General features: G+C 47.0%; 16 protein-coding genes. 11 read left to right on the top strand and 5 right to left on the bottom strand.

The features are described from left to right. Positions 1-102 precede the first annotated feature (102 nt). The 4 genes from H9J30_RS15505 (at position 103) to H9J30_RS15490 (ending at position 5853) form a co-directional block, all read left to right on the top strand. The gene (locus H9J30_RS15505) at positions 103-1185 is read left to right on the top strand and encodes a hypothetical protein (protein ID WP_240131805.1); all 1083 of its coding nucleotides are present in this window, start codon (positions 103-105) and stop codon (positions 1183-1185) included. A gap of 170 nt (positions 1186-1355) precedes the next feature. After that, a complete protein-coding gene (locus H9J30_RS15500) occupies positions 1356-2099 on the top strand; it encodes a cupin domain-containing protein (RefSeq protein ID WP_240131804.1) in 744 nt (247 codons plus the stop codon). Between the two features lie 208 nt (positions 2100-2307). Beyond that, the gene (locus tag H9J30_RS15495) at positions 2308-2886 is read left to right on the top strand and encodes a class I SAM-dependent methyltransferase (RefSeq protein ID WP_240131803.1); all 579 of its coding nucleotides are present in this window, start codon (positions 2308-2310) and stop codon (positions 2884-2886) included. Positions 2887-2889: 3 nt separating this feature from the next. Then, positions 2890-5853, top strand: a complete 2964-nt coding sequence (locus H9J30_RS15490; RefSeq protein ID WP_240131802.1) for a DEAD/DEAH box helicase family protein — start codon at positions 2890-2892, stop codon at positions 5851-5853. Between the two features lie 37 nt (positions 5854-5890). Here the strand turns inward: H9J30_RS15490 and H9J30_RS15485 are convergent, their stop codons facing one another. Genes H9J30_RS15485 through H9J30_RS15475 form a run of 3 tightly spaced genes read right to left on the bottom strand, consistent with a single transcriptional unit; the run spans position 5891 to position 7669 of the window. After that, positions 5891-6199 carry a heavy-metal-associated domain-containing protein gene (locus H9J30_RS15485; protein WP_240131801.1) on the bottom strand — a complete coding sequence of 103 codons (309 nt, stop codon included), beginning with the start codon at positions 6197-6199 and terminating at the stop codon, positions 5891-5893. Next, entirely contained in the window at positions 6196-6513 is a 318-nt protein-coding gene (locus tag H9J30_RS15480; protein ID WP_345796067.1) for a hypothetical protein, read from the bottom strand. Before H9J30_RS15480 ends, H9J30_RS15485 begins: the two co-directional genes overlap by 4 nt. Positions 6514-6529: 16 nt before the next feature. Next, the gene (locus tag H9J30_RS15475; protein WP_240131799.1) at positions 6530-7669 is read right to left on the bottom strand and encodes a transglutaminase-like domain-containing protein; all 1140 of its coding nucleotides are present in this window, start codon (positions 7667-7669) and stop codon (positions 6530-6532) included. A gap of 711 nt (positions 7670-8380) precedes the next feature. On the opposite strand from H9J30_RS15475, the gene H9J30_RS15470 reads away from it, so the two are divergent. The 3 genes from H9J30_RS15470 to H9J30_RS15460 are packed head-to-tail and all read left to right on the top strand — an operon-like array spanning position 8381 to position 10775. Next, positions 8381-8764 carry a RidA family protein gene (locus H9J30_RS15470; protein ID WP_240131807.1) on the top strand — a complete coding sequence of 128 codons (384 nt, stop codon included), beginning with the start codon at positions 8381-8383 and terminating at the stop codon, positions 8762-8764. 22 nt (positions 8765-8786) lie between these two features. Next, a complete protein-coding gene (locus H9J30_RS15465; RefSeq protein ID WP_240131798.1) occupies positions 8787-10061 on the top strand; it encodes an L-cysteine desulfidase family protein in 1275 nt (424 codons plus the stop codon). Positions 10062-10103: 42 nt separating this feature from the next. Next, a complete protein-coding gene (locus H9J30_RS15460) occupies positions 10104-10775 on the top strand; it encodes a helix-turn-helix transcriptional regulator (protein WP_240131797.1) in 672 nt (223 codons plus the stop codon). Between the two features lie 55 nt (positions 10776-10830). On the opposite strand, the gene H9J30_RS15455 is transcribed toward H9J30_RS15460, so the two are convergent. Next, a complete protein-coding gene (locus H9J30_RS15455; RefSeq protein WP_240131796.1) occupies positions 10831-12405 on the bottom strand; it encodes an RCC1 domain-containing protein in 1575 nt (524 codons plus the stop codon). Positions 12406-12604: 199 nt separating this feature from the next. Then, complete coding sequence (locus H9J30_RS15450) at positions 12605-13519, bottom strand: polyprenyl-phosphate transporter (protein ID WP_240131795.1); 915 nt, start codon at positions 13517-13519, stop codon at positions 12605-12607. A 234-nt stretch (positions 13520-13753) separates the two neighbouring features. On the opposite strand from H9J30_RS15450, the gene H9J30_RS15445 reads away from it, so the two are divergent. The 4 genes from H9J30_RS15445 to H9J30_RS15430 all read left to right on the top strand — a co-directional run bounded on the left by H9J30_RS15445 (position 13754) and on the right by H9J30_RS15430 (position 16490). Further along, a complete protein-coding gene (locus H9J30_RS15445) occupies positions 13754-14251 on the top strand; it encodes a hotdog fold domain-containing protein (protein WP_240131794.1) in 498 nt (165 codons plus the stop codon). Between the two features lie 128 nt (positions 14252-14379). Next, a complete protein-coding gene (locus tag H9J30_RS15440; RefSeq protein WP_240131793.1) occupies positions 14380-14817 on the top strand; it encodes a nucleoside deaminase in 438 nt (145 codons plus the stop codon). Beyond that, a complete protein-coding gene (locus H9J30_RS15435) occupies positions 14807-16009 on the top strand; it encodes a DUF418 domain-containing protein (RefSeq protein WP_240131792.1) in 1203 nt (400 codons plus the stop codon). The genes H9J30_RS15440 and H9J30_RS15435 overlap by 11 nt, the downstream gene beginning before the upstream one ends. Next, complete coding sequence (locus H9J30_RS15430; protein ID WP_240131791.1) at positions 15987-16490, top strand: DUF1294 domain-containing protein; 504 nt, start codon at positions 15987-15989, stop codon at positions 16488-16490. The genes H9J30_RS15435 and H9J30_RS15430 overlap by 23 nt, the downstream gene beginning before the upstream one ends. Positions 16491-16701 lie beyond the last annotated feature (211 nt).

Below are 16701 nucleotides of genomic sequence, written 5' to 3'. Positions count from 1 at the left end.
CGCAGTTTAGGACGTCCCTCCTCCCTGCCGTTTTAAACTGCTCAACCTTTTTGGCCCTATTCGTTAGGGCTTTTTTTTTACGTTTTCCCCATAGAGTGAACGATGAAACTACAATCTTTACCTACACTTGCCGTTTATTTTATCTGTTCATCCTCCCTGTATGCCGCCGATGTGCAGTTAGGCGGATTTATTAAGGCCAACACCCGCTTTGTTGAAGGCAACGTGGCCTTTCAAGACAGTTGGACAGGCGGAGGCAAGGTTGTCGAGCACAGCAAACGCACCCAATTTGGCGCCCAAGAAAGCCGCTTTAACCTGTCGCTCAACACCGATGAAGCCAAAGCCTTTGCTGAAATCGATTTTGTCGGCTCAAGCCAAGGGAATCCGATAATCTCCAACTCCTACAGTCCACGACTTAGGCATGCCTATATCGGTTATCAAGGCGTCACCGCTGGACAAACTTGGTCAACCTTAGTCAATACCAGTACCTTTGCCGAAACAGCCGATTTAGGAGGGCCATTAGTTGGACAAGCCATGGTAAGACAAGCACTTATCCGCTATAGCACCGAACAATGGCAATTCGCGCTCGAAAATCCCTACACCTATGGCACCCAAGCCCAAACCGATGGGATAACCAACGCCACAGCAGCCAAACCTGACTGGATTGATACCAGTCATGATTACATCCCAGACATGATTGCCCGCTACAACCAATCCGGCGAGTGGGGCAATGTGTCTATCTCGGGCTTAGTGCGTTATTTAGATCCAGCGGGCACGTCGCAATGGGCTGGCGGGCTCTCCCTTGCCGCCAAACTCTTTACCTTTGGCCAAGATGATCTGCGTCTGCAATTGCATTACGGCCACCTAGGTCGTTATGTCGGCACCGATGCCGCGCGCGATATCATCCAAGGAGAATTAGAAACCACGACGTCTGCCATGTTTGCCTACAGGCACTTTTGGACTGACTACACCCGTTCGAGCGTATTTTTTGGGCACACCAGCACAGAGAGAGAACAAACGGATCGCAGCCACGTTGGTGTGAATCTGTTTACCAATTTAACCCAAGCACTCACCCTAGGTGTTGAACTGGGCCGCTATCAAATTGAGGATCACAACAGCTCTGCTCATCCCAATGCGCAGCAGGGAAAGTCCAACTACGCGCAGTTAAGCATACAATTGCAGCTCTAAAACGACTCGGACGGTAAGATTATTCGCGAGTAAAGTCACGAATAAGTTTGCCACTCAAAACATGCCGTGATCCAATTCACCTTTACCATTAACCAATCACTTTATTGTTAGTCATGTAACAAAATAACCAACACAATATTGCCATTAAGCGATTTAAAAATAGGATTGGAATGATGAAATTAAAAATGCTTTTCGGATTAGCCGCACTGACTTCTACAGCTGTTATGGCTCAAGGTCCACAATGTAACCACGCGCAACTACCCTATCAACAAATGACGCCAGTGCCGTACGACAGCACGCCCTATGTGCCGCAAAACACCATGCCAGAGCAGTGCCGTAACCCTGAAATCGAGGCCTACATTGCCGATTGGGAAGCAGGCAAAATCGACTTTAACACCATCAAACCCAATGACAGCATTGCCGCAGACCAACGTTTTTGTAAAACCTTGGATGACCACGGTAACGTACTCGAAGCCAAAAACTGCGATCCTAAAAACTCACCTGTGGGTTATATCTGGAAAGAACTCTCAGACAGCCCAATGGTTATCGGTATCACCAATGGTTTGAAATCAGACCATGAGCCACATTTCCACGGTCAACCAGAGTGTTACTACGTGGTCAACGGCACCAGTAAAACACTGGCAAACAATAAATTTGAAACACTGGCCAAAGGTCAATACTTCTATATTCCAGGTGCCCATATCCACAACACCCCAATCCTCAATAAAGAAGGTTTAGGTGTGTTTTACTGGTATCCGAACAACGCGCACTTTGATGGATTTAAATACTACTGGCGTAAAGATGTTAAAAACCTACGCGTGGCCGAAGAAGCCTTTGACCGCGTAGATGCCATCCGCAAACGCGATTTAAACTTAGGCCCATACGGCACCAACGAAGCCTTCTTCAAAAAATGATTTAAAAAACTGAAGTAAAACGCTTCAAAAAAGGGGTTAACACTCACCTGTTAACCCCTTGTTATTAGCCCGCCAGCGCGCTCCTTAACATCAACCAATCCCTTATAATACTCGTCCTTTCAAGCTATCAGGCTGAACATCGTACTTTCTAACGCATTGAACAATAAAGACTAAAACGCTACTATCGTCAGGCTGATAAGGAGTCTTTATGTCCATCGATTTTTATAACCAGAACGCCAGCTCGTTTTATGCCTCGACGGTAGAAGTTGACTCTTCCTCCCTACTTGAACAATTTACCCCTTACTTACCGAAAGGTGGCAACGTGCTTGATGCGGGTTGCGGCTCAGGTCGAGACAGTAAACGTTTGATCGAATTTGGTTTTCACGTCGATGCCTTTGATGCCAGTGCAGCTCTTGCCACGCTCGCTCAGCAGTTGCTCGGCAAGCCTGTTAGGGTTGCCACCTTTATGCAGTTCACATCGACTCAGCAATATGACGGTATTTGGGCCTGTGCCTCGCTGCTGCATGTCGCAAAAGCCTCACTACCAGATACCTTCGCGCACCTTGCCAGTATGTTGAAATCGGGCGGTGCATTTTACTGTTCATTCAAATATGGACAGGGTGAAGTCGAACGTGATGGCCGCAGCTTTACCCACTGTGATGAAGCACTCTTAGCCGAGCTATTAACTGGTTCGCCACTTGTGATTGATAAAGTCTGGCTAACAACCGATTTACGCGTAGGACGTGAAAACGAACAGTGGCTCAATGCAGTACTCCTTAAGCGGTAAACCATGATAGAACAACAAACCTCACTCTACTCAGGCAAAAAACTGTCCTACGGCGGGGCAAACGATCCCTTGCTACCAAGGCTTATTCAAGCCATTAATCACGCCAGTGAAATCGAAATTTCCGTCTCTTTTATCCAACCGTCAGGTCTCGATTTACTGTTTGATCCGCTGCTTGATGCATTACAAAGTGGTGCGAGCTTAAAACTGCTAACGTCGGATTATCTCTGCATCAGCCATCCTGTTGCCCTGCGCCGTTTGATGCTACTGGCCGAACGTGGTGCCAAATGCAAAATATTTGTGTGCGGCCAGCAAAGCTTTCACATGAAGTCGTACATTTTTATCCGTAGCGAGCAGGATGAAATAATCGAAGGTTGCGCATGGATTGGCTCTAATAACATCAGTAAAACTGCCTTATTACACAGCCATGAATGGGCCTTACGCCATGATTTTGAGCTGCCACTCACCTCACCCGCGGCGCTTGAGTTTGCCCATATCCGTCAGCAGTTTGAGGCGATTTTTAACCACAATCAGAGTCAGTCGCTGACCCATGTGTGGATCGACAGCTACCTTAGTCGCTACCAGCACACGAAGCAGCAACGGGGTATTGCCGCCGTTAGTCTTTACGAAGAACAAGAACATATCGAGCCACCCACGCCCAATGCCGTACAAATGGAGGCATTAGCAGCACTGAAGGCGAGCCGTGAACAGGGTTTCACCAGAGGATTAGTGGTACTGGCAACGGGCATGGGCAAAACCTGGTTAGCCGCATTTGATACCCTGCAAACTGAGGCCAAAAAGGTACTGTTTGTTGCCCACCGAGAAGAAATCCTTATTCAAGCGGAAAAGACCTTTAATCAATTAGTGCCTGAGGCAAAAACAGGTTCGTACAATGGCTTGAATCAAGATGAAAAGGCGGACTATCTTTTTGCCTCGGTAGCCACCCTTGGCAAGCAACAGCATCTACAGCGCTTTGCTGCCGATCATTTCGATTATATTGTGGTGGACGAATTCCATCACGCGGCAGCCAAAAGTTACCGCCAACTGCTGGCCTATTTTCGTCCCCAATTTCTCCTTGGTTTAACCGCCACACCAGAGCGTTCGGATCAAGCGGATATCCTCAGCTTATGCGATAACAACCTAGTCTTTGAACGCAATCTAGTGCATGGCATTGATGGGAAATTGCTGGTGCCGTTTGATTATCACGGCATTTACGATCAAGCGGTCAATTATCAAGACATCCCTTGGCGAAACGGCAAGTTTGATCCCGATACTTTGGATAATGCCCTTGCCACCCAACACCGCGCAGCCCATGTTCTGCATCATTGGCAACAAAGTAAGCAAAGTCGCACCTTAGCCTTTTGTGTCTCCAAAAAACATGCTGACTTTATGGCGAAGTATTTCACCAACAAAGGCATTAACGCCATCGCCGTTTACAGCGATTCAAAAGTACGCCGTAATCAAGCACTGCAATGGTTAGCGCAAGGACGTATCGAGGTTATTTTCTCTGTCGATTTATTTAATGAAGGCACGGATCTGCCAGCGATTGATACCATTTTGATGATCCGACCAACCGAGTCAAAAATCCTGTTTTTGCAGCAGTTAGGTAGAGGCTTGCGTCTTAGCCATCAAACCCAAAAGCAAAAACTGGTTGTGCTTGATTTTATTGGTAATCACGAGTCATTTTTAAATCGGCCTACAACGCTATACAACCTTGGCAGTCTGCGGGAAGTATTAAAAAATCTCAATCAAGTCAACACGCTGCCCAAAGGTTGCCATGTCAATTTTGATCTGGAACTGATTGAGTTTTGGCAAAGCTTAGTTAAACGGTTGCGCTTTTCTGTACAAGAAGAATATCAACAACTTGCAAACCAGTTAGCCCATCGTCCCACCGCCAGCGAGTTTTACCATCACGGCATTGAGATGAATAAAGTGCGTCAACAAGCACAAAGCTGGTTCCACCTTGTCGCTAGCCAAGAGGCTGAGTCGCGCTTCTCGGACATGGTGACGCGTTATGGTGATTTTTTGCTGCATGGAGTTGAAACCACCACCATGACAAAATCCTTCAAAGCCATTTTGCTCGAAGCCCTGCTCGAACTTGATGGTTTACGCAATCCGCCCACGCTTGCGGCACTTGCTGAGCGTAGCCATGCCGTATTTTGTCGCAGACCCGATTTAATGGCGCAGGAATTAACGCAGGCCGCCAAACAATTTAAGGCTCAGGATAAAGGCTGGCTAACTTATTGGAAAGACAATCCAATTAAGGCTTTTACAAAGGCCAACAGTAAAACACCGCCGTGGTTTCAAATAGACGCTATGCAGCGTTTTGTGGCTACATTTGCAATAGATGAAGCGGATATCGAACTGCTGCATGATTGGGTACAAGAGCTAGTCGATTTGCGTTTAGCACAATATGTGCAGCGCCCGCAGCAACAAGCCACGGTGAACACGAGCAATGCCAGCACTAACAACACCAAAAATACCAACACGACAGCAAAACCACTGGCGCAGGTGTTACCTTTTGAGTCAACACCATCAACAGAAGGAACATTGTTACCCTTCTATCCTGAACTGAAAATCGCCTGTGGCCACTTTAAGCACGGTTCAGCACAAAATGCCGAGCACTATTGCGTTCCTTCTGGCTACGGTTTACTTGATCCCAAACGGCACTTTGTAGCCCCCGCATCGGGCAATTCGATGAATGGGGGTAAAAATCCAATTCAAGATGGCGATTTATTGCTGCTGGAATGGGTCACGCCAGAGAGCGCAGGCTCGATCTCAAACCTGACCATGGCAATTGAAACCCAAGACGATACGGGTGATAACCAGTATTTGCTCCGCGTTGTTAGAAAAACAGCACAGAATCAATATGAGTTACATGCCCAAAATCCAGCGTATCAAACGATGTTAGCCACGGACTCAATGAAAACCTTTGCGCGCTTAAAAGCCGTTCTAGAAAGCCAAGATTAGCCTGTACTAACGATTCACTCGAACGGCTAAAAGCTTCTCAACTCTGCTTTTCGACCTTGTTGATGCTGCCTTTATATCCGGTGGCATCAACAGCTTTTAGCAGATTGTCGAGGTTATAATCCTCAGCGACTGTCACTACCGCTTGCTCGGTTTTCAGATTGGCTTTGGCTTTGATCACGCCATCGGTTTTGCGCAGGGCTTGATTGACGACGGTGACGCACAATGGGCAAGTCATGCCTTTAACATCGAGTGTGACCAACAGATTGTCTGCCCAAGTGTAGGGCGTAAATCCCAATGATGTGATGACTAATAGAGTCAATCCTGTGATACGTGATAGTGGCTTCATTCAAACACCTCTAGTAGCCAAGGTAAAACAAAAGGATAGAGCTGAAAGGCCAGCACAATCGGCACGCTAAGCCAATAGATAAGCAACATTTGTCCTCGGCTAAACTTGCCAGTACAGAGTGGTTTTTTAGCAAAGTATAAACGCCAAAAACCCAGCAAAATCAGACCGGTTGACAGGATAAACATAGGCACTTGTAACCAACCTAAACTCGATAACCCCGACAGCCCCGCGGCAGATACGCCAAACACTAAATAGATTAAGGGCGCAATACAGCAAAGGCTGGAGGCGACCGCCGCAATCACTGCGGCGGCCATGGTGGCAAGCAGCGGTTTAACGCTGCTCGCTTGACTTGTAGTCATAGGCAAATACTTTTGGCTCATAGTAATTTACAGGGTCGCCATCCACTTCAGCGTAAGGGTAACCAAAATTGTTGAGTGGAGTCTGCTCTGCGGCGGGGAATAAGTCAAAGTCACGGCCATAGTTAAAGCCTACCCAATTCATTTCCCAGTTACCAAATAGGTAGTCATTCACCGCTTGCACTGCAGGATCGCTATGTTCCTTGTTCTCGGTGAGGCGCATTTTAGTCACATCCGCAGGATCAGCGGGTAACCAGCCATAACCAGCAAGGTAGAACATGGCACGGCAATGTTGGCCACCAGTAACATCGGCAACCCCTTTCTCGTCGGCACTGCCAAAGGCTTTTTTGGAGTATTTACCCATTTTGATGGCTTGGCCTAAACGAATGCCAAACATTTCACGGGCTGGCACACCCACTGCGCGCATCAGCGCCACAAACACTGAGTTGATATCAGTACATTTTCCACCGAGTTTGCCACTTTCAAGAATCGCAGCCACATCACCATTACCGCAACCTATCACACTGTTATCACGGTACATATTGGCACTCACCCAGTTATAAATGAGTTGTGCTTGTTTGAGTGGTTCGGTCTCTTTACCCACAATCTTATCGGCGGTTTGCTTCACAATACCATCGACGGGCATATGCTTGGTTGGCTTAAGGTAGATGGCCACTTCAGCAGGATACTCAGGTTTTGCTGGCGCGCGATAATGGCTTAACTCGCCGCTTTTAAGGGGTTCCCAATCTTGGGTTTCAATCACTAGCTCTAGCGTTAGGGTCATCTCGCCCTTGGCATCGGGCCACGTGGCAAACAGGGTTTTGGCGCCATAATGGTTATTGGCACTGATATAAGCATCTTGATAAGTGCCGCTAAAGTTAAGTTTTTCAACCTGTTGAAAAGCCGTATTTTCGGGCAATGGCACCCATAACTTCACCACGCCTGATGAGCCTTCTGGCGCTGCTAATTGATAGGTATTAGTTAAGGTAAAACGGCGACGGCCAACACTTTTATCTGTCACGGCACTCGTCTGTGTTAAGGCAGCCAATACTGGCATAACGGTTCCTGCTGCCGAGAGAATTGCTGCACCTTTTAAAAAATCACGTCTTTGCATTCGGTATTCCTTCCTTATTCGGGCGTGTTGACGTTTCGAGATTAAATTTTGTTCGTTCTAGCAAGCTCGTGCTCGCGAAACGAGGAATGATGTGTCGTTATACTACTCAAATGAGGAGCTGCTCTTATGACAGAAAGTAAGAGCAAGGGCTTGCCAGACGCCCCCTGAAACGTCAACACGCCCTAGCATTAGCAAAAAAGAGACAACTAAAGTAATTGGCAAGCATTATAGAAACTCCCATCCGGACCTCAAGAGCACAGAGAATGAGAATGAAATCGAGATGTGAGAAATCCATTCGCAAGCACATAAAAGCGTGAAACAACGCACGAGATTGCGACATTTTGTCACAATCAAGTTAAAAAAAGCCTGAAAGCACATCGTTTAACTCGTTATAAAGCCATACAGATTGAGCACATCGCAATATGGTCGATGGGATTTTACTTATTTATCACTTACCACGTACTCACTTGTCAGCAGCGCCCAACTGTTGAACTGCAAAAATCAACATGCGCTAACATCGGATGCAAATTCAGTTGAGTCCAATATCAAGTGGCAAATCGTCAACAGTTACCGCAGATAAGTTCAAGTAATTGATAAATTGAAAATAAAATCAAAGCCACATATCGCGCGCTAAAAAATAGTTGTAATAACGATTGCTCTATCGACTAAAAATGCAAATAATGTTGCAAATTTAGACTTTGGTAATTCATGATGAAAAACATTATTCATGCAGAGCGCGCTCCTACCGCTATCGGTCCGTATTCCCACGGGACTCGCTATGGCAATCTTATTTTCACCTCTGGGCAACTGCCAGTATGCAAAGACAAAGGTGGCGTGGTTGACGGTGGCATTAGCGAGCAATCGGTGCAATGCCTTGAGAATCTTAAATACGTACTCGAAGCTGGCGGCGGCAGCCTTGACACAGTGCTTAAAACCACTTGTTATTTAAGCGAAATCAGTGACTTTGCCGCCTTTAATGAAGTCTATAAAACTTATTTTAAAACCGACTGCCCTGCGCGCAGCTGTTTTGCGGTGAAGGATCTTCCACTGGGTGTCAAAGTGGAAATCGAAGCCATCGCTCACGTTAACGATTAAGCATCTGTAAGGTTGTAGCCCGATGAAACCCCAATGGCAGCAGTATATTCAAATCATCAATCAAGTCGTTAAACCCGCTTTAGGCTGCACTGAGCCCATTGCTGCGGCTTACGCAGCCGCGGTAGCACGTACATTGTTAAATGATGATCCTGATTCAATTGCGGTGCAGGTCTCTGATAATCTTTATAAAAACTCAATGGGCGTATATGTGCCTGGCACGGGTAAAATCGGCCTAGCGATTGCTGCGGCAGCGGGCGCTCTAGCCGGGAATGCCGATGCTGGCTTAGAAGTGCTTGCCAGCGTTACCCCCGAGCAAGTTGCACAGGCTCAGGCCTTGATTGATGCTGCAAAGGTAAAAGTTGAGCGTACCGAGACCGATGAGTTTATTTATTGCTGCGTGACCTTAACCTCCGGAGAGCAAGAGGCCATGGTGAAAATCTGTGGCGGACATACCTTAATTGCAGAAAAACGCTTAAATGGTGAGTTAGTGTTCACTGCGGATAACGCTCAAGCGAAGGCGACGGGGTCTATCTGTGATGGTGTCGATATCAACATTGAATCGATTTACCGTTTCGCCCAAGAAGTGCCCTTCGAAGAAATCCAATTTATCCTCAAAGCCTCTGAGTTAAATAGCAAATTATCCGATGAAGGTATGTCCAAACCCTATGGATTGGAAGTCGGCCGCACCATGAAAAACGGTATTGCCGCGGGGATTATTGGCGAAGACTTACTCAATAAAATAGTGATGCTGACTGCGGCGGCTTCAGATGCACGTATGGGCGGCGCGAATCTGCCCGCCATGAGCAATTTAGGCAGTGGTAACCAAGGGATTGCGGCCACGATTCCGGTGGTGATCACCGCTCAGTGTTATAAAGTCAGTGAAGAAAAACTGGCGCGCGCCTTAATTATGAGCCATTTAGGGGCGATTTATATTAAGTCCCACTACCCGCCATTATCGGCATTTTGTGGTAATACGGTGACCAGCGCAGCGGCCTCTATGGCGATGGTGTATTTAGCAGGCGGCAGCTTCGAGCAATCCTGTTTTGCGATTCAAAACGTGATCAGCGATAGCTCAGGCATGGTGTGTGATGGCGCCAAAGCCTCCTGCGCCATGAAGGTGAGCACCTCTTCAAGTGCGGCAGTTCGTTCGTTCTTAATGGCGCTCAACAGCCAGAACGTGTCAGGACAAGGCATCATCGCCAATCATGTTGAAAAAACCATTAAGAACATTGGCAAAATGGTACTTAACGGCATGTCATCCACGGATGTCACCATTATCAACATCATGTCGGAATAAAATGCTTATCCGTGATAAGTACTTGATGAAAAGGCCAAAAGAGTGAAATTGCAAGAATTAACCCAAAGCGATCTGGATATACTCAAATCCATCGAAAATATCGTCGATGGGATTGCTGCCATGTATGGCGAGCACACTGAGGTGGTGCTGCACAGTTTAGATGCTAAACATCCTTCGGTAATAAAAATCGCCAATGGCCATGTCACAGGCCGTGAAGTGGGTGCGCCCATTACCAACCTTGCCTTGATCAAGCTCAAAACTGGTCAGGATATTTCGAACTCATATCTCACAAAATGCGCCAATGGCAAGACATTAAGATCGATCACCACGGTGATCCGTAACCCCAAAAATCTGCCGATTGGGCTACTGTGCATTAATACCGATATGGACGCGCCACTGCAGTCAGTACTGCGCAGCATGATGCCAGAGCAACTCCTTGGCAGTGAACTCACCAGTTCGCCCGAGGTGTTTGCCCGCAATATCGATGAGGCACTCCATAGCACCATCGACAGTGTCAACCATGAGGTGCGCGCTAATCCCGCGATTTCAGCTTCACAAAAGAGCCGCGAAATCGTCAATCAACTCCATGAATTAGGTATTTTTGAACTCAAGGACAGCGCCCAAGTGGCCGCCACTCGATTGGGGATTTCAGTGCATTCGATTTATCGGTACTTGCGGGAAATCAAAGCTAATCAAGCTGAAAGCTTCGCTTGACTAGGGCTAAGGAGTAAATAACCTTAGCCCTTTGGTTTTATTGTGTTTGTGCTGGTTATTGCGCAGCTTGCCCGCTAAAGCCCATCATATTCCATGCCTGCACTGTGCCATCGGCCATTAACGCAATGGCATCAAGCAAATTGCTACGAATGTCGCGCATTTGGCTCAAATCAACGGCTTGTTTATCAATTGTCAGCGCTGGATTATCTCCCATCCACACCGCAACCGAGCCATCTTGGCGCTTAGCCGTAAACCCTAAGCCTGTCGGGAAAATATCCGTTGCTTGGGTGATTTTAGTTTTGGGTCCTGAGTGGCCATCGACTACAGTGCCATCCTGCTTTAAAAAGGCAAACTCCCGCTCATAGGTCACCACTTTGTTTACCTGAGTGACTTCTTGATAACGCGGTTGCTTGCCTACCAATTCCCAGCCTTCCCAAGCAATCGCGGTATTATCCCTGCGTAGTGCGACAAAGCCTTCCTCAAAGGGATAAACCTTTTGCACATCTTGCAACTTATTCTGTAGGACTGACGTATCAGCACCATTGAATTTACTGCCCCATACGTACAATTGACGACTGATGGTTAAGGCGGCAAACGCACCATGATTTGCATAAATATCAATCACTTTATTGGCGCGGTTTGTGGTAGACAATCGAGCTGGAAACGCGACATGATGCTCAGTCAATTCGCCTTCACCCCACGAATATACACTACCATCCGCCAGCAACGCCGCAAACCCATAATCAGTGTTGACAACTTTCACGGCAGGCGCTAATTGGCTGAGCTTTGCCAGTTGTTCGCGGCCTTTTTGATCATCGCTAAGCCCGCCCCAAGACACTAATTTCCCTGTCGCCGTCCTCGCGGTAAAGGCATTATTGTTGGCATAGAGCAAATCGACATGGTTAAGCTCAGAGGCCACGTGGCGACTATCGCCACCATAAGCAGCATCGCCCCAGGTCACTACTGCTCCCCCCTGCTTTAAGGCAGCAAAGGCACCTTTGTTAATCAACACAGTGTCAATATTGGTCATTGCAGGCGCAGCATATTGACCCGAGATCAGTTCAGCAGGAGTTGAATCCAGGTTAGACCAACTGACGACACTACCATCTTGTTTGATGGCCGCATAAAGCCCCTCTGCCAACACAAAAGAACGAACACCAGTCAGCACTAGCTTCATCCCTATCCCCCAGGGTATAAGTTTGTCATCACGGGTTAAGGCCGCAAAACCACAGGTATTCTCCGACGCGTATAGCTGCTTTACATTGACTAGAGGCTCTGCGGCATTATTGATATCACCACCACAATCAGGATCGCCCCACGCCACCACAGTGCCATCTTGCTTGAGCGCCGCAAATGCACCGAGATTACTGTAGATTTGACTCACTTGGGCTAACTGAGCCGGCATAGGAATTTTGGTCGACTCGTCAGTTACCTGAAGATTATTCGGAGTAGTCGTTAATACATTATTCGCGGCGGATGGTGGTCTGTGCGCCAATATCGTGTCGGAAATTTGCTGTTTTAATTCGGGAGATATTTCAGCATCCTGTTTATCGATGAGTAAGTTAACCACATGCCCTAAGGCAAAAATTGCCAGCGCCACGCCAACCCACGAGACCTGTTTTTTTTCCACAACTATATCCTTATCGTAACGACAAACTCTCACTGAGTTTTAACTAGAACATAACGCGACTGAGTACGCTAAAGGGGATTGTAACCAAAGCGGGGATAAAATGACATTGCCCTAAAGTCGAGACATTCCATCAGCCTTAAAACATAAAAGCAGCGATATTCGCTGCTTTTATTGAATTTGATGGTGAAATGATAAAAGGCTAATCTCGTCTACCGACCTTTTCCAAACCCCAGACTAAGGCGATAGCCGCTAACATACAGACAATGGCGAACAGCAGTTGTGAAGGCTGACCTGTAACCTGTTCAAAATTAAGCGGCGAAATATTTTGTTCCAGCAAAGGTACTTGTTCGCCATGGGAGTTAGTCTGCCAAGTTAAGGTTTGTTTCCAAGGCCAAATTTTGCCCAAGGTGCCAAGCATCAATCCGGTTAAAAATATCACTGTCGCATCGTGGTATTTACGCAGCAATGCCGAGAGTAAATGGCTGAAAGTTAACAGGCCAAGCACCGCCCCTGCGGCGAAACAAACCAAAATATCGAGTTGGATATTTTTCGCTGCTGCTAACACGACTGGATATAACCCCAGTAATAATAAGATAAAACTGCCAGAGATCCCCGGTAGCACCATGGCACAAATTGCAATCGCACCGCCAAAAAAGATATTAAGGTAACTGGCTTCAACTGCGACCGGATTAAGTACAGTAATTGCCCAAGCAGCCAACACGCCGAGCACAAATAAACCTAAACGCGCCAGCGTAAAACCACTAACCTGCTTGAGCATATGCACGACGGAGATAATGATTAAGCCAAAGAAGAACGACCAAATCGGGATAGGATGTGCCACCAGCAACCAAGAAATTAGCTTAGCGAAGGTAAAAATACTGGTCAGGATCCCCGCCAATAAACTCACTAAAAATCCACCATTGATATGCACAAAGGCGCCTTTTAGCCCCTGCGACTTAATCACCCCCCAAAGGGATGGATTGATGCGCTTAACGCTTTCAAGCAAGGTATCGAGAATACCAGTAATGAAGGCGATAGTGCCGCCCGAAACCCCTGGCACCACGTCGGCCGCGCCCATGGCCATTCCCTTAAAATAGGTCAGCAAATAGTTCACTGTGAGTCCTTGTTGTTAAATCAATATGATTTGTCTGTAATAACAAATTGTCGCGATTATACGGTGTTAGCGCAAAAACCGCGAAATGAAGTTTGCTTAATCCAGTCGACTGGCAATGATTGTTATCTCAATGTTACACTCATCCGACCAGGAAAGATAAGCCAGCCATAAGACCTCACATCATCGCTGGCCTAAGATTAGCGACCTAAGTTTGCACTCCGATGAAGGATAAACATGAGTACCCATACAGAAGCTAGCATCAAGCCCAATAAAGTCCTTGCGCTTTACCACAAGACCCAAGGATTACCCTTTGGCCAGAAAATATTCTCAATGATGGTGTCACGCATGGCGCCTTATTTTGGCAGCATCAAACCATTGATTACTGAATTACAGCTTAACCGCTGCGCCTGCCTGATAAAAAAACGTCATGCCGTTCATAATCATATAAAAACCGTGCATGTGATCGCGATTTGTAATGGTCTCGAAATGGCGATGGGCGTGATGGCCGAAGCCTCGATACCTGCCCATTTACGTTGGATCCCTAAGGGCATGAGTGTGGATTACACCGCCAAAGCGGGCAGCGACATTTTATGTGTTGCCCAAGTCACGCCCGAGCAATGGGCGCCTGGCGATATGCTGGTCCCCGTCACCGCCTACGACACCCAAGGAGTCGTAGTCGTGAAGGGACATATCAAATTATGGATTTCAGAAAAGCCGCAAAAAGTAAGTTAGCGCTAGCGATCCAAGATTAGTCGTCAAGTAGCCAAGGTTAATGGTTAAGCAAAATAGCAACTTAAGTTGTCTTGCCCAAACCTTGCGCACTGCTATGCTAAGCCAAACAACCTAAATTGGGGTGCAAGATGGATGAATTTTTACAGGCCGCCATTGATGAAGCCAAACAAGGATTAGCCGAAGGCGGTATTCCCATTGGCTCGGTATTAGTGATTGACGGTAAAATTGTCGCTCGTGGCCACAATAAGCGCGTTCAGCAAGGCAGCGCTGTGCTCCATGCAGAAATGGATTGCCTTGAAAACGCAGGCCGCCTCTGCGCTGCGGATTATCAAAAAGCCACCTTATATTCGACCCTATCTCCCTGCGATATGTGCAGTGGCGCTATTTTGCTCTACGGCATCCCCAAAGTAGTGGTGGGTGAAAATGTCACCTTCCAAGGCCCTGAAGCTTATGTCCAGTCCCGTGGCGTTGATGTAACTGTGGTCGATAATGCTGAGTGTAAACAACTGATGCGCGATTTTATCGCAGCCAAACCCCAACTGTGGAATGAAGATATTGGCGAATAACCAACCCGTTTATAACGCCGCCCCTCTGCCCATCCCAAGTACTCGCAATGCCAACCTCGATGCGATTCGGGGCTTAGCCGTCTTGGGGATATTTTTTATGAATATCTACTTTATGGGGATTAGTTTTTATGGCTATGCGCCCCACCAAATTCCCTTGCTCTGGGATCAAATCCTCCAAACCTTTAGCAATTTTTTTATTGAAGGTCGCTTTATTAGCTTGTTTTCAATGCTATTTGGTGTGGGACTTTACATCCAGTATCAGAAATTTACAGCCAAGGGCTTGGCCGCCTATCCCCTGCTGCGCTCACGTTTGAAATGGTTAATTATCTTTGGCTTAATCCACGGTATTTTCATTTGGTCGGGCGATATTTTACTGACCTATGGCATCAGTGGTTTTTTAGCGCTCTGTTACCGCGACGCCACCATTGCTGAGCAAAAGCGTAAGGCGAACATATTTATTTTCATGGCGTTAGTAATTACCTGCTTGCTCGCCCTCAGCGGTAGTGACGAACTCTTTACCCGCGAATCGGCGTTTTTTGCCGAGCAATACAGTGCTTGGACATCAAGTTACCCTAATCAACTGCTGTTGCATTTAATTCAAGTGGGCTATACGGCGTTGGCGCTCCCTTTTACCTTAATGTGGTTTACGGCGGGCTTAATGTTGCTGGGCATGGCACTTTATCGACAGGGCATCTTTGAACAGGGATTTAACCGTAATACCTTACTCAAACTCACTTTAGCCAGCTTAGTTTTATCCACAATGGATACCCTTTTAGGTTTGACCGAAAACCCCATGCTGGTGATGTTTTCAGACATTATTGTCATGCTGAGTGCCATTCCAATGGCACTGATTTATATCCATATCCTAGTTAGCATCTGCCAAAACCGCTCGAGCGTGCTAAAACCACTACAAAATGTCGGCAAACTCGCCTTTAGTCTGTATATATTGCAATCCATTGTCGGGGTGTTTATCTTTCGCCACTTTGCCCCCGAGTTACTATTAACACTCGATAGAAGCGGCTATATGGCGATAGCGCTGGGTTACTCGCTACTGCAATTGCTACTCGCAAGCTTGTATTTACGCTATTTTAACCAAGGGCCACTCGAAAAACTCTGGCGCCAACTCGCCTTTAAGTCCATCAACGCAAGTAGCCATGTAAACTCAAACAATGAACAACAAAAGAGCCAGTAAAACGTCATCAGCTCCAGTACATGAACGAAGAGCGACTAAACCAAGAGTTGCGCAGGCAAGAACCGCTAAACCCAAAGCGACTAAATCGAGAACGGCTAAGCCAAGTGCTTCACGCTCGCATCAGAGTTCGATGCCTTTGTTATTAGCACTGGTTTTTCTGGCGATGTTATTCGGCGCCGCTTGGTGGCATATGCTGCCGCTTTCGATTGTGGGTTTATATCTGCTGCTGAGTTCATGCACCTTTATCGCCTACGCCTTCGACAAATCGGCGGCACGAAAAGGTCGCTGGCGCACCAAAGAGAGCACCCTGCATCTGATGTCTCTCTTCGGTGGTTGGCCCGGCGCACTGTTTGCCCAGCATTTACTACGGCATAAATCGGTCAAAGCCGCCTTTCGCCAATTGTTTTGGCTTACAGTGGTAACCAATTTGGCTTTGCTCGGATATGGGATCCAAACCGGAGTAATGAATAGATTGATTTAAAGCGCGCATATCTCCAATCAACCCGAAGATATGAGTTTTAGAGCGCCTACGAGCTTCAAAGCACTGAGCAGTTCCAAAGCTCTTGGGTGCGCCAATTCAAGGCGCATACATAACAAAATGTCGGCCACATGTTAAATTGATAAAACACGGACGTCGCAATAAAAAAATTAGCCCCGTTAACAGTTACTTCTTTTAACGGGGAAATTTTGAG

This window comes from Shewanella cutis (genome assembly GCF_022410515.1).
GTDB classification, from domain to species: domain Bacteria; phylum Pseudomonadota; class Gammaproteobacteria; order Enterobacterales; family Shewanellaceae; genus Shewanella; species Shewanella cutis.
The sequence above is the reverse complement of the archived record's forward strand: the minus strand, read 5'-3'. Positions and strand labels throughout refer to the sequence as shown.

Excerpts from the sequence above, each read along its gene's own strand:
- H9J30_RS15465 (WP_240131798.1), top strand. The coding sequence starts at position 8,787 with ATGAAACCCCAATGGCAGCAGTATATTCAAATCATCAATCAAGTCGTT.
- H9J30_RS15445 (WP_240131794.1), top strand. The coding sequence starts at position 13,754 with ATGAGTACCCATACAGAAGCTAGCATCAAGCCCAATAAAGTCCTTGCG.
- H9J30_RS15430 (WP_240131791.1), top strand. The coding sequence starts at position 15,987 with ATGAACAACAAAAGAGCCAGTAAAACGTCATCAGCTCCAGTACATGAA.
- H9J30_RS15475 (WP_240131799.1), bottom strand. The coding sequence starts at position 7,669 with ATGCAAAGACGTGATTTTTTAAAAGGTGCAGCAATTCTCTCGGCAGCA.
- H9J30_RS15495 (WP_240131803.1), top strand. The coding sequence starts at position 2,308 with ATGTCCATCGATTTTTATAACCAGAACGCCAGCTCGTTTTATGCCTCG.
- H9J30_RS15470 (WP_240131807.1), top strand. The coding sequence starts at position 8,381 with ATGAAAAACATTATTCATGCAGAGCGCGCTCCTACCGCTATCGGTCCG.
- H9J30_RS15490 (WP_240131802.1), top strand. The coding sequence starts at position 2,890 with ATGATAGAACAACAAACCTCACTCTACTCAGGCAAAAAACTGTCCTAC.
- H9J30_RS15440 (WP_240131793.1), top strand. The coding sequence starts at position 14,380 with ATGGATGAATTTTTACAGGCCGCCATTGATGAAGCCAAACAAGGATTA.
- H9J30_RS15485 (WP_240131801.1), bottom strand. The coding sequence starts at position 6,199 with ATGAAGCCACTATCACGTATCACAGGATTGACTCTATTAGTCATCACA.
- H9J30_RS15480 (WP_345796067.1), bottom strand. The coding sequence starts at position 6,513 with ATGGCCGCCGCAGTGATTGCGGCGGTCGCCTCCAGCCTTTGCTGTATT.
- H9J30_RS15500 (WP_240131804.1), top strand. The coding sequence starts at position 1,356 with ATGATGAAATTAAAAATGCTTTTCGGATTAGCCGCACTGACTTCTACA.
- H9J30_RS15505 (WP_240131805.1), top strand. The coding sequence starts at position 103 with ATGAAACTACAATCTTTACCTACACTTGCCGTTTATTTTATCTGTTCA.